This is a genomic window from [Pseudomonas] carboxydohydrogena, assembly GCF_029030725.1.
In the GTDB taxonomy this organism is placed as follows: Bacteria; Pseudomonadota; Alphaproteobacteria; order Rhizobiales; family Xanthobacteraceae; genus Afipia; species Afipia carboxydohydrogena.
This window is the reverse complement of the sequence record NZ_CP113162.1, coordinates 1-13,283: the sequence shown is the minus strand read 5'-3', so window position 1 is coordinate 13,283 and position 13,283 is coordinate 1. Positions and strand designations below refer to the sequence as shown.

10 protein-coding genes are annotated in these 13,283 nt (G+C 63.3%); 3 read left to right on the top strand and 7 right to left on the bottom strand.

The window, feature by feature from the left end:
* Nucleotides 1-30: 30 nt before the first annotated feature.
* Both AFIC_RS00050 and AFIC_RS00045 read left to right on the top strand, forming a co-directional pair.
* Entirely contained in the window at nt 31-1,032 is a 1,002-nt protein-coding gene (locus AFIC_RS00050; RefSeq protein ID WP_275247168.1) for an adenosine kinase, read from the top strand.
* Nucleotides 1,033-1,175: 143 nt separating this feature from the next.
* Nucleotides 1,176-1,505: a hypothetical protein gene (locus AFIC_RS00045; RefSeq protein ID WP_275247167.1), complete on the top strand. Its 330-nt coding sequence runs from the start codon at nt 1,176-1,178 to the stop codon at nt 1,503-1,505.
* A gap of 19 nt (nt 1,506-1,524) precedes the next feature.
* On the opposite strand, the gene AFIC_RS00040 is transcribed toward AFIC_RS00045, so the two are convergent.
* Entirely contained in the window at nt 1,525-2,901 is a 1,377-nt protein-coding gene (locus tag AFIC_RS00040) for a malonyl-CoA decarboxylase (protein WP_275247166.1), read from the bottom strand.
* A gap of 37 nt (nt 2,902-2,938) precedes the next feature.
* On the bottom strand, nt 2,939-3,856 hold the full coding sequence (locus tag AFIC_RS00035) for a pirin family protein (protein ID WP_275247165.1): 918 nt from the start codon (nt 3,854-3,856) through the stop codon (nt 2,939-2,941).
* 342 nt (nt 3,857-4,198) lie between these two features.
* Between AFIC_RS00035 and AFIC_RS00030 the strand changes: the two genes are divergently transcribed.
* A complete protein-coding gene (locus AFIC_RS00030; protein ID WP_275247164.1) occupies nt 4,199-5,974 on the top strand; it encodes a sensor domain-containing diguanylate cyclase in 1,776 nt (591 codons plus the stop codon).
* Nucleotides 5,975-6,077: 103 nt separating this feature from the next.
* Here AFIC_RS00030 and AFIC_RS00025 read toward each other — a convergent pair whose 3' ends face one another.
* From AFIC_RS00025 to dnaA, 5 genes are all read right to left on the bottom strand, one after another.
* Nucleotides 6,078-6,425: a hypothetical protein gene (locus AFIC_RS00025; RefSeq protein WP_275247163.1), complete on the bottom strand. Its 348-nt coding sequence runs from the start codon at nt 6,423-6,425 to the stop codon at nt 6,078-6,080.
* 116 nt (nt 6,426-6,541) lie between these two features.
* Nucleotides 6,542-8,971, bottom strand: a complete 2,430-nt coding sequence (gyrB, locus tag AFIC_RS00020) for a DNA topoisomerase (ATP-hydrolyzing) subunit B (RefSeq protein ID WP_275247162.1) — start codon at nt 8,969-8,971, stop codon at nt 6,542-6,544.
* A gap of 300 nt (nt 8,972-9,271) precedes the next feature.
* Complete coding sequence (gene recF, locus AFIC_RS00015) at nt 9,272-10,423, bottom strand: DNA replication/repair protein RecF (protein ID WP_275247161.1); 1,152 nt, start codon at nt 10,421-10,423, stop codon at nt 9,272-9,274.
* A 135-nt stretch (nt 10,424-10,558) separates the two neighbouring features.
* Entirely contained in the window at nt 10,559-11,677 is a 1,119-nt protein-coding gene (gene dnaN, locus AFIC_RS00010; RefSeq protein ID WP_275247160.1) for a DNA polymerase III subunit beta, read from the bottom strand.
* A gap of 175 nt (nt 11,678-11,852) precedes the next feature.
* Nucleotides 11,853-13,283, bottom strand: coding sequence for a chromosomal replication initiator protein DnaA (gene dnaA, locus AFIC_RS00005; protein ID WP_275247159.1), 1,431 nt, complete (start codon nt 13,281-13,283; stop codon nt 11,853-11,855).

Below are 13,283 nucleotides of genomic sequence, written 5' to 3'. Positions count from 1 at the left end.
TTTCGGCCTCATTCCGCAGGATTAATCTTAATGAACAGCGCCAAATACGATGTTCTCGGCATCGGCAACGCCCTTTTCGATATTCTGGTGCGGGTGGACGACAAGTTCCTGACCGACCACGGCATGACCAAGGGGTCGATGGCGCTGATCGACGAGGCGCGGGCCGCCTCGATCTACAGCGATATGGGCCCGGCCACGGAAGTGTCCGGCGGCTCTGCCGCCAACACCATTGTCGGCATCGCCCAGCTTGGCGCGCGCGCGGCCTATGTCGGCAAGATCAAGGACGATCAGATCGGCCGGCTCTATGCGCACGACATCCGCAGCGCCGGCGTTGCGTTCGGCACGGCGGCCGCGACGCAGGGCCCTGCGACCGGATGCTCATATATTCTGGTGACGCCCGATGGCGAGCGCACCATGAACACCTATCTCGGTGCGGCGCAGGATCTGTCGGCGGCCGATATTGTCGAGGATGAGATCGCGGCGGCGTCCATCGTCTATCTCGAAGGTTATCTGTGGGACCCCAAGGACGCCAAGGATGCGTTCGTGAAAGCCTCGCAGATCGCGCACAAGCATGGCCGCAAGGTTGCGCTCACTCTTTCGGATGCGTTCTGCGTCGGCCGCTATCGCGATGAATTCATCGGCCTGATGCGCGACAAGACCGTCGATCTGATCTTCGCCAACGAGGCGGAGTTGAGCTCGCTCTACAACACGCAGGACTTCGATGCGGCGCTTGCGCAGTTGCGCAACGATGTCGCGCTCGGTGTGGTGACGCGCAGTGAGAAGGGCTGCGTGGTCGCGGCGAAGGAGGGCATCACCGCCGTCTCCGCGTTTCCGGCGAAGAACGTGATCGACACCACCGGTGCGGGCGATCTGTTCGCCGCCGGCTTCCTGTTCGGTCTTGTTCGCGAGGCCGGCTATGAGCAGGCGGGACGGCTGGGCGCAATGGCGGCGGCGGAGGTGATCCAGCACATCGGCGCGCGGCCGCAGACCTCGCTGAAAGAGCTGGCGCAGAAGCACGGATTGCCCGTGTAATAAGGAACTTTAGCCCTTCACGAACGCGCGAGATTCTTGAATCGGGCGTTCGCGAGAGCCATATCCGGAACGAATCGAACCTTGCGGGGTTGAACCGCACTAATCGATATGACCTGTTCTGGATTAACCTTTTTGAGGCGACGATGATTACGACCTGGGGCGAATGGAAGCGCTATCCGACGGCAGCGCGCGGCGACAAACTCGAAGCGCCCATCGGCCCCGGAATTTACGAAGTGCGTGTTGCGTCGACCGGAGCGTTGTTCGCGTTCGGCGCGGTCGATAACGTCGCCGAGGCGCTGGCGCGCGTGGGAATTCCGTCGCGTTCGCTGAAATCGTTTTTCATCCGGCGCGATGCGATCGTGCTGCCCAATCTCGAATATCGCATCTGCGCGACCGACACCAGGGAAGCGGCGAAGATCGCGGCCGAGCGGATGATCGGCCGCCGCGAAGCCTATCTGTCGGGCGCGGCCTGAGCCTTCATCACGTCTCGGGTTACGCCGCGCCGCTCAGACCGGCCTTGGTCTGAAGCCGTTTGCGCACGACGCTTGAGGCTGCGATGACGCCCTTCTCGACGAACGCCTCATGGTTGGCCTCGATGTCGTCGAGGTCGTAGCAGTAATTCACCATCAGCCCGTGCGATTGCTTGAGACCCTTGGCCGAAGTGTCGCCGAGATAATCGAGTTTCTCCAGCCGCGCGCCGTTGCCGAGATGGAAGCGCGCCACCGGATCGGCGGCGCGTCCGCGCTTGTCCTTGGCTTCGAGAAAATAATAGGCCGCCGCCGCCAGCATCACCGGCTTGACGCGTTCGGCTGTCGCTGGATCGTTGATCCAGCCGGGCTGGTCGATGGCCATGAGCGTTTCCTTGTCGGCGGCGTCGAGGGCTGCCGAATTATCCGCCGCGCGCTCGCGCGCCAGCCATGATGCGAAGCCCGGCACCGGCGACAGCGTGACGAAGGTGTTGAGGTTCGGCCATTCGCGTTTCAAATCCTCGACCACCTGCTTGATCAGGAAATTGCCGAAGGAAATGCCGCCGAGGCCGCGCTGGGTGTTCGAGATCGAGTAGAACACGGCCGTGGTCGCCTGCTGCGGATCGATCGGCGTGCGCGCGTCTTCGAGCAGCGGCGCGATGGCGCCGGGAATTTCCTTCGTCAGCGCGACCTCGACGAAGATCAGCGGCTCATCGACAAGGCGTGGATGGAAAAAGCCGTAGCAGCGCCGGTCCGCCGGCGCGAGGCGGTTGCGCAGATCGTCCCAGTTCCTGATCGCGTGCACCGCCTCGTAGCGGATGATTTTTTCCAGGATGTTGGCGGGCGTGGTCCAGTCGATCCGGTGCAGCACCAGAAAGCCGCGATTGAACCATGATGCGAACAAATGGACGAAATCGTTATCGACCGGGCGCAGTTGCGGATGTTCGGCAAGATGCGTCAGGAGTTCTTCGCGCATCCGCACCAGCGCGGCGGTGCCGCCGGGCGCGAGGTTGAGGCGGCGGATCAATTCCTGCCGCCGAGGCTCCGCGGCGTCATGCAGGTCGCTGACGGCAGCCGGGCTCATTCCCTCGGCGCGCACCTTTTCGATCGCGCGCTCGATGGCGTCGCGCTCGGGGCCGAACAGACCGGCCAGCGCGTCGAGGAAGGCGAGACGCTGCTCGGGGGTTGCTGCTTCATAACCGGCGAGCAGCGCCTGCGCGAGCGCGACGCCGGTGGCTTCGCCGCGACGGGACAGCAGGGTTTCACCAAGCTCCGCGAGTTCGCCGTCGGCGATGCGGTGCGGCGATGTCTGCGTCAACCCGCGGATCAGGTCGCGACCGCGATCGGTCAGGGTGCCGAGCAGATTGGTGAGAAAGGCGCGGTCGAATGTCAGACTTGGCATTGGTCGGGCGTCTCCGCTCATGAGGCAATATGGTTCGTCATTCCGGCAGGGGAATGAATTCTGTTTCCTCGGGCACATGCGCGAAGCGGCCCGTCTTCCAGTCCTGCTTGGCCTGTTCGATGCGCTCGCGGCTCGAGGAGACGAAATTCCACCAGATATAACGCGGCCCCTCCAGCGCGGTGCCGCCGAGGAACATCATTTTTGTGGGCGTCACCGCATTGATGGTGATGCGGTCGCCGGGGCGGAAGATCAGAAGGCGCGGCGCTTCATAACGCTCATGCGCGATCTCGACCTCGCCTTCGACGAGATAGACCGCGCGCTCCTCATGGTCGGCGTCGAGCGGCGCGCGCGATCCGGCATCGAGACTGACCTCGGCGTAGAACCATTCGGAGGTCTGATCGACCGGCGACGCCGCGCCGAACGCCTGGCCCGCGATGATCCGCGCTTTCAGTCCGGTGTCGCTGACGAGCGGCAGGCTGTCGGCGCTGTAATGCTGGAAGGAGGGAGGGATTTCCTCACGTCCGATCGGCAGCGCGATCCAGCTTTGCAGGCCGAGCATTGTCTGCCCGTTGGCGCGCGGCACGTCCGGCGTGCGTTCGGAGTGCGCGATGCCGCGCCCGGCGGTCATCAGGTTCATCGCGCCGGGCTTGATCTCCTGAATGTTGCCCTCGCTGTCGCGATGCATGATGCTGCCGTCGAACAGATAGGTGACGGTGGCAAGTCCGATATGCGGATGCGGGCGCACGTCCATGCCTTGCCCTGCGATGAATTGCACCGGACCGAAATGATCGAAGAAGATGAAGGGGCCGACCATCTGCCGCTTGCCGTGCGGCAGCGCGCGCCGGACGGCGAAACCGTCGCCGAGATCGCGGGTGCGCGGCACGATCACGAGTTCGAGCGCGTCGCAGGATTGCGGATCGCCGAGGATCGGATCGTTGGAAGGCATCCAGCTCATCGCACATCTCCCTGGCAAGGACGCGCGATTATACATTCTCCGCGTCCGGGGGCGAGGCCGGGGTATCCTGAACTATGGGCGGACTGGACATTGTGTCGGGCGGCCGGGTTCCCTGGAGCTTGAAAGACAGCGCAGGCTGCTGTCTGCAAGAATGTGGAACCGATACCGCCAGCGCGCGGAGCTCAATCGATTCGGCGGAACATCCGCCGATCAAATCAATCGACTCGCAACATGTTCGATGCAAGAATTGGTAACCAATGTTCGTATAAATAGTAACAAGAACTGCTTGTGGATATTTTATTTATTCGGCCTTGAGAGCCGCGCGCAGATCACGGAGGCGTTGTGAACGCGCCAGATGAGATCAAGAACAGCTTTCGTATTTTGATCGAAAGCGCGCCGGACGGATTCTTTGTTCACGATGCCCAAGGGCGCATCCTCGACGTCAATGAGCGATCTTGCATCGATCTTGGCTACACGCGCGAAGAACTTCTCAGGATGTCGATCAGCGATATCTCCCGTGGGGCTCCGGCCGCGCAGAATCTGATCCAGTGGGCGGAAGCGCCACCCGGCATGGCCATGACGTTTCGCGAAGCGGCAAGGCGCAAGGATGGTTCGGTCTTCCCGGTCGAGATTAGTGTCACCTGCCAGATGGTGGCGGGGCGCAAATTGTTTCTTGGTCTTGCGCGCGATCTCACCGAGAAGGAGGCGGCGGCGATAGCCATCTCCGAATTGAACAGGACCCTGGAAGGGCGTGTCGAGCGGCGCACAAGGGAACTGCGTGAGGCGCAGGAGAAACTTCAATCCGTCATGGACAGCGCGCAGGATGGAATTTTCCTGCAAGACGAGGCAGGCCGCTTCCAGGTTTTGAGTCGTAGCGCGGAAAGACTAAGTGGAGTGTCGCAGGCCGAGGCGCTGGGTAAAACCGTGATCGATCTTTTTGGCCCGGAGATTGGAGAGTCGCTGCGACAGGAGGAAGAAAAAATTCTTCTGACCGGACGGACGGCGGTCAGCGAGCAAACCTTTATTGTCGGGAAAGGAAGCAGGACGCTCCTGATGAGCCGGAGCGCGCACCGCGATCACGCCGGTGTCATCGCAGGGCTGGTTACCATTGCTCACGACATCACTGATCTCAAGCAGAACGAGCATCGAATCCGCGAGGAGCACGAGCGCCTGCTGCTGGCGGCGCGCGTCGGCGGTCTTGGCATCTGGGATTACGATCTGGAGCGGGATGAGCTGTATTGCGACGAGCAATGGTACCGCATCATGGGGCGCGATCCGCAAAAGCCGATCCATTCGATCGCCGAATTCCGGACGTTCATTCATCCCGAGGACGTCGATCGGGCGACGGAAGTGGAGGAGACGGCGGCACGTTTGCGCGCCGACAAGACGAACTACGGAATCGTGTTCCGGATCGTGCGGCCGGATGGTAGCATCCGCTGGGTGAGATCGGCGGCCGCGATCCCGGACCGCGCGACGGGAGTCTCTAGCCGTGCGATTGGGTTCGTCATCGATATCACCGAAAGCTGGCTCGCGGAGCAGCAATTAAAGGACCGCAATCTGTCGCTACAGAAAGAGCGCGCGGAGCTGCTGCGCCTCGGAGAAGAACTCGGCAAGCAGGTCCTACAGGATCCGCTGACAGGCATCGCGAACCGCCGTTTTCTGGATCAGGAACTGGAGAAAGCCTGTCTACAGGCCTTCCGCCTTCAGCAGCCGGTCACCGTGGTCATGATCGATGTCGATTTTTTCAAGAAGTACAACGACCGTTACGGGCATGCGGAAGGTGATGGGGCTTTGAAGGCCGTGGCCGGAATTCTCGCTTCCGTTGCACGCAGGCCCTACGATCTGGCGGCCCGCTATGGCGGTGAAGAGTTCGTGTTGTTGTTGCCGGGCATGGACCGTCCCGAGATGGTGCTGGGGCGAATCTCGGAAGCCCTCGCGGAGCTCCGAATTCCGCATGAATCGTCTTCGGTCTCGCCTTATCTGACGCTGAGCTGCGGATGCATGGTCGTCGTCCCGCCCGCGCGGCCAAACCCAGCCGAGCTTTTATCGAAAAGCGACCGCGCGCTTTATCAGGCCAAGGCGGAAGGACGAAACCGTTACGTGATTATGCGCGATTGAAGGATCCCGCGACGGCGCGGTGTATCGGGCGATGCTATCCGTAGATGCGAAAGCTTTTAGAAGTTGGCAGCCGTAGTTTCGCACCCGATTCTGAACACGTTCCTCACGCGGTGCCACCGGAGCCGTTCGGCCGGGCCTCGTGTTTCGATTCATTCTTCGCTTTGGTCTTGGGGCCGAACGGCCAAAAGGCGAAGGCGAATACGATGAGGGCGGCGAGCCCCGTCGCAACGAAGGTCTGGATAACGCTGAAATTGAGGGCGTCGCGCGACACGAACAGCGCAGTGATCGGAGCGGAGAGAAACAGCAGGAGGCGAACAAACAACGACATGATGACTCCTTCAGGTGCTTCCGGAGATCGATCGGCCGGATGCGCCGCGCGCGCATCCGATCCTGCCGAGATTCTCGATCTGGATAGCGCGGCAAGGGGTCGGAACGAATTGATGTCGGTCAAGAATCCATCACGAACGTGGGGAAGCGACATCGGGGCGCAGTTCGCCCGGCCTGCTCAAGCTCTCATGCTCAAGACAGGATCATCGGCCGGATGGGTCCGGTGCCGATGAAGGGAATTCAGACGTCCACGTTGGCGTCGAGCGAGTTGTCCTGAATGAACTCGCGGCGCGGCTCGACGATGTCGCCCATCAGCTTGGTGAAGATGTCGTCGGCGGCATCGACCTCGCGGATCTTCACCTGCAACAGTGAACGCGCGTTGGTGTCCAGCGTGGTCTCCCACAACTGGTCGGGGTTCATCTCGCCGAGGCCTTTGTAGCGCTGATAGGCGACACCCTTGCGCCCTGCGTCTGTGACGGCCTCGAACAGGCCGACCGGGCCGTGGATCGCCGTTTCGGAATCCTTGCGGCGGAGCATGGCGCTGCGCGGGTAGACGTCCTGCAACGAGGGAGCAAACTCGTCGAGCCTGCGGGCTTCGGCGGAGGACAGAAGCGCGTCGTCGATCGCCGCGATCTCCCGCACGCCGCGCACGGTGCGTTCGAAGGTGAAACCCTGTCCCTCGGTGAAGACCCCGCTCCAGCCGCGCTCGACTTCGTCCGCGAGCGCATCGAGACGCTTGGCGATGTAATCGGCGGCGGCGTTGGCGGTCTCGGGGTTGCCAATCACGCCCGTGTTCAGCACCCCGGCGATCGCGGCCTGTTCCACCACGCTGCGGTTATAGCGCGAATGAATGTTGGCGAGCAGTCCGCGAATGGTGCGGGCATCCTCCACCAGCGTTTGCAGGTCGCGGCCCTTGCGCTCCTCGCCGGTGGCGAGCTTGAGAATGCAATCGTCGAGGCCGGTCTCGATCAGATAATCCTCGAGCGCGCGCTCGTCCTTCAGGTACTGCTCGGATTTGCCGCGCGTCACCTTGTAGAGCGGCGGCTGGGCAATATAGAGGTGCCCGCCCTCGATCAGCGACGGCATCTGGCGGAAGAAGAACGTCAGGAGCAGCGTCCGGATGTGGGCGCCATCGACGTCGGCATCCGTCATCACGATGATCTTGTGGTAGCGCAGCTTCGACAGGTCGAAATCGTCGCGGCCGATGCCGGTGCCGAGCGCGGTGATCAGCGTGCCGATCTGCTCGGAGGAGAGCATCTTGTCGAAGCGCGCGCGCTCGACATTGAGGATCTTGCCGCGCAGGGGAAGCACGGCCTGGAATTCGCGGTTGCGGCCCTGCTTGGCGGAGCCGCCCGCGGAATCGCCCTCGACGATGAAGAGTTCGGACTTCGCCGGATCGCGTTCCTGGCAGTCGGCGAGCTTGCCGGGCAGGGAGGCGATGTCGAGCGCGCCCTTGCGGCGGGTGAGATCGCGCGCCTTGCGCGCGGCTTCGCGCGCGGCGGCCGCCTCGATCACCTTGCCGACGATGGTCCTGGCCTCGGTCGGATGTTCCTCGAGCCAGGCGGAGAGCGAGGCGTTGAGCACGTTCTCGACCACCGGGCGAACTTCGGAGGAGACCAGCTTGTCCTTGGTCTGCGAGGAGAATTTCGGGTCCGGCACCTTCACCGAGAGAACGGCAGTGAGGCCTTCGCGGCAATCGTCGCCGGTGAGCGCGATCTTTTCCTTCTTCGCCATGCCTTCGGCATAGCCGGTGATCTGGCGCGTCAGCGCGCCACGGAAACCGGCGAGGTGCGTGCCGCCGTCGCGCTGGGGAATGTTGTTGGTGAAGCAGAGCACGTTCTCGTGGTAGCTGTCGTTCCACCACATCGCCACTTCGACGCTGATGCCGTTCTGTTCGGCACGCATCACGATCGGGGTATCGACCACGGCCTTCTTGTTGCGGTCGAGGAATTTCACGAAAGCCTCAACGCCGCCCTCGTAATGCAGTTCCTCGCGTCGCTCGACGGCGTGGCGCTTGTCCGACAGCACGATATGAACGCCGGAATTGAGGAACGCCAACTCGCGCAGGCGATGCTCCAGCGTGTCGAAATCGTAATCGGTGTGGGTGAAGGTCTCGGTGGAGGCGAGGAACGTGACTTCCGTGCCGCGCTTGCCGTTGGCATCGCCGACCACCGCGAGCGGCGCCACCGCGTCGCCGTGCTTGAACTCGATATAGTGTTCCTTGTCGTTGCGCCAGATGCGCAATGCGAGCTTGCTCGACAGCGCGTTGACGACCGAGACGCCGACGCCGTGCAGTCCACCGGACACCTTGTAGGAATTCTGGTCGAATTTTCCGCCGGCATGAAGCTGGGTCATGATGACCTCGGCCGCGGAAATGCCTTCGCCCTTGTGAATGTCGGTCGGGATGCCGCGGCCGTCATCGTACACGGTCACCGAATTGTCGGGATTCAAGGTGACTTCGACGCGCGTGGCGTGACCGGCGAGCACTTCGTCGATGCCGTTGTCGACGACTTCGTAGACCATGTGATGCAGGCCGGAGCCGTCATCGGTGTCGCCGATATACATGCCCGGACGCTTGCGGACCGCGTCGAGACCCTTCAGGACCCGGATCGATTCGGCGCCGTATTCGGCAGCCGGTTCGGAGGGCGACTTGCGGGCGGGTTCGCTCATGAAAGGCCTTTGCGGAAGGACGAATACGCGCCTGAAAAACGAGGCTGCGACATGTTGATTTGTGACACGAAACGGGGGCTGCGCCTAGGACAAAGTAGATGCACTCAAGTTATTGAAAAAATAGTATTTTTTAGCCGTTTTTCAAGGCCTCAAACGGGCCGTTCAAGGGCGCGCAAAAAGCCTGATTCGCGGGCTGTTCAGAAGCCGTTTTCGAGGATGCTTTTTCGTCATTGCGAGGAGCCCTTGCGACGAAGCAATCCAGTTTTTCTGGATTGCTTCGCTTCGCTCGCAATGACGGCTTCAAGATCCATGCGGTCTAATCGCGCCGTCCTCGACATCGAACCGGTCCGCGCGCGCCCCCGCTTCCGCGAAGGCGGCCGGGTCCGCGCCGGTCATCCAGACCTGCGCGCCGAGGATCGCGAGTTCGTCGAACAGAGCGGCGCGGCGGCGCGGATCGAGATGCGCCACCACTTCATCGAGCAGCAACAGCGGCACGATGCCGGTCATCTCGGCGACGAGGCTTGCATGCGCGAGGATCAGGCCGATCAGCAGCGCCTTCTGTTCGCCGGTCGAGGCGTCTTTCGCGGGCATCTCCTTCGGCGCGTAGATCACATGCAGATCGGTGAGGTGCGGTCCGTTCAGCGTGCGCCCGGCGGCGGCATCGAGCAGGCGGCTCTTGCGCAGGATATCGCGGTAGCGATCCTCCACCGCCGTGGCGGGCTCATTGGTTAGAGCGTTTTCCATCCAGCCGTCGAGCGTGATGCGCGCGGACGGGAATGCCGAGGTCGCGCCGCGCGCAGCCAGCATCGCGCTCAATCGCTGCAAGGTATGGCCGCGCTGGGCGGCGACCGCGACGGCAAGCTCGGCGGTCTCGCGTTCGATCGCCTCGCACCAGTGCGGGTCGAAATTGCGGTCCTCCAAAAGGCGGTTGCGCGAGCGCAATGAGCGCTCCAGCGCGGAGACGCGCGAGGAATGATCCTTGTCGATGGCGAGCACGAGACGGTCGAAGAAGCGCCGCCGCTCGGATGCGGGACCCGTGAACAGGCCGTCCATCGACGGCGTCAGCCACACCATGCGCAGATGCTCGCCGAAAGCGCTGGCGGATGAAACCGCTTCGCGGTCGATGCGGATGCGGCGCTTGACGCTGCCGTCTTCCCCTGATGGTGCGTCGATGCCGGTGCCGAGCGTGGCGAGGCCGCCCGCGCCCTCGACCTCCGCCGCAACCGCCCAAGAGCCGTTGCCGCCGTCGCCCGCGCGGTTGGCGATGTCCTCGAACCGCGCGCGGCGCAGGCCGCGTCCGGGTGCAAGCAGCGAGATCGCCTCGAGACAGTTGGTTTTTCCCGCGCCGTTCGGCCCCACCAGCACCACGAGATCGCCGCGCGGCGCGAGGCTTGCCGCGCGATAGCTGCGGAATTGCGTAAGGCTGAGGCGCAGGATGCGGGAGGAGGTCATGGGCAACTTATGTTCGTCATGGCCGGGCGTGTCCCGGCCATCCACGTCTTGAATACGTCTCGGACATCGAATGGCAAAGACATAGATGCCCGGCACAAGGCCGGGCATGACGAGCATGAGTGAAGGCAAAAGCCCTCACACCCGCATCGGCATCAGCACATAGAGCGCGTCGCGGTTGGCCTTGTCCTGGATGAGCGTCGGCGAGCCGGGGTCGGCGAGCTTGAGCACCGCGGCGTCGCCCTGAATCTGGGCGGCGATGTCGAGCAGGTAACGCGAGTTGAAGCCGATATCGAGCGGATCGGAGGCGTAGTCGACCTCCAGTTCCTCGGTGGCGCTGCCGGAATCCGGATTGACCACCGACAGCACCAGCTTGCCGGCGGACAGCGCGAGCTTCACCGCGCGGCCGCGCTCGCTTGAAATCGTGGAGACGCGATCGACGGCGGCTTCGAAATCGCGCTTGTCGACGATCAGTTCCTTTTCGTTGTTCTGTGGGATGACGCGGCCGTAATCGGGGAAGGTGCCGTCGATCAGCTTCGAGGTCAGCACCACATTCGCGAGCGTGAAGCGGATCTTGCCCTGCGATAGCTCGACCGAAATCTCGGCTTCATTGTCCTCGATCAGGCGCTGCACTTCGCCGACCGTCTTGCGCGGCACGATCACCCCCGGCATTCCGGCGGCGCTTTTCGGCAGCGGCAGGTCGAACTGTGCGAGACGATGACCGTCGGTCGCGACCGCGCGCAGCGTCTGCTCCTTGGCGGAGCCCGCGGCATGCAGATAGATGCCGTTGAGGTAGTAGCGGGTTTCTTCCGTCGAGATCGCGAACTGGGTGCGGTCGATCAGGCGCTTGACGTCGGCGGCGGTGAGCGTGAACGAATGCGTCATCTCGCCCGCCGCGAGATCGGGGAAATCGCTTTCCGGCAGGGTTTGCAGGGTGAAGCGCGAGCGCCCCGCGCGGATCGCCAGCACCGCGCGCTCGCCGTCGCTTTCCAGCACGATCTGCGAACCGTCCGGCAATTTGCGCACGATATCGTGGAACATATGCGCGGGCACGGTGGTGGAGCCGCCGGTGGCGATCTCCGCCGGCAGGGTTTCGGTGACCTCGAGGTCGAGATCGGTCGCCTTCAGGCTCAGCTTGGCGTTCTCGGCGCGGATCAGCACGTTGCCGAGGATCGGAATGGTGTTGCGGCGTTCGACCACGCGGTGGACGTGCCCGAGGGACTTCAACAGTTGCGCGCGTTCGACCGTAACTTTCATGACACTCCGCCTGCCATCGATCATGGAAAACCGGGCAGCCGCGAAGGCGCGCCGGTCATGGCACCGCGCAGAGCGGGCAGGGCGCCCGCCCCTGTCGCGGGGCGGGTAAAGTGCCGTGAATGGCGGGATTTCGCAAGAGAGCGCCCGCCGAATTAACGGCCCGATCCCCCTGTTATTATTCCTGCAACTGCCGTTTCAGAAGTTCGACCTCATCGGACAGCGCAATATCCTTGGACACCAGCGCCTCGATCTTGCGCACCGCGTGCAGCACGGTGGTGTGGTCGCGACCGCCGAACCGGCGTCCGATTTCCGGCAATGAGCGCAGCGTCAGGGTCTTGGCGAGATACATCGCCACCTGACGCGGGCGCACCACATTGGCGGTGCGGCGCGAGGACAGCAGGTCCGAGCGGCTGACATTGTATTGCCGCGCGACGACGCGCTGGATGTCCTCGATCTTGACCCGGCGCGGCTCCTGCGGACGGATCAGGTCGCGGACCTCGCGCTCCGCCATCTCCAGCGTCACCGAAGTGGAATTCAGCTTGGAATGGGCCAGCAGGCGGTTGATCGCGCCCTCCAGGTCGCGGCCGTTATGGGTGATGGCCTTGGCGAGATAATCCAGCACCGGCAGCGGCACGTCGAAGCTCGCATGATGGGTGCGGGCGGCGGAAACGCGCGACTTGAGGATTTCGAGGCGCAGCTCCTCGCCGAGCGCGCCCATCTCGACCACGAGGCCGCCCGCAAGGCGCGAGCGCACGCGATCATCGAGGCTTTCCAGATCGGACGGCGGACGATCCGCCGCGATCACCACCTGACGCCCGGCGTCGATCAGCGCGTTCAGCGTGTGGCAGAATTCTGCCTGAGTCGACTTGCCTTGCAGGAATTGCAGATCGTCGATCACCAGCACGTCGATGCCGCGCAGCGCTTCCTTGAAGGCCAATGCGGTCTGCGTCTTCAGCGCCGCGACAAAGCCGTACATGAATTTTTCGGCGGTGAGATACAGCACCTTGCGGTCAGCCGAATTGCCGGCCCAGGTCACCGCTTGCAGCAGATGGGTCTTGCCGAGGCCGACGCCCGCGTGGATGTAGAGCGGGTTGAACATCACGTTGTCACCACGGCGGCCTTCGGCGACCTGACGCGCGGCGGCGAGCGCCAGCGTGTTGGAGCGGCCGCCAACGAAGGTCGCAAACGTCAGGCGCGGATCGAGCGGCGAGCCGCCGAGCGCTTCATGGCTGGCCGACACCGGCACGGTTGCAACCGCGCGCAGTTCGGACGGACGGTGTTCGTGCTCGCTCAACCGTTCCTCGACGCTCGTTCTGGCGTCCTTGACGACGGCGGGAGCGCGGACCGGTGTGCGCACGGTCAGGTCGATGCGATGGACGTCGGGCAATTCCGCCTGCCAGCAGCTCAGCACGCGGTCGGCGTAATGGGTCTGGATCCAGCTCTTGAGGAAGCGTGTCGGCACCGACAGATGCACGCTTTCTCCACCAACGCGCTCAAGATCCATGCGCGCGAACCAGCTTGAATAAACGTCCTCTCCCACCGTCGAGCGCAGCCGCCCTTTGACGCGAGTCCAACGATCCTGTTCGATGCCTTCTGCGATTGCCAT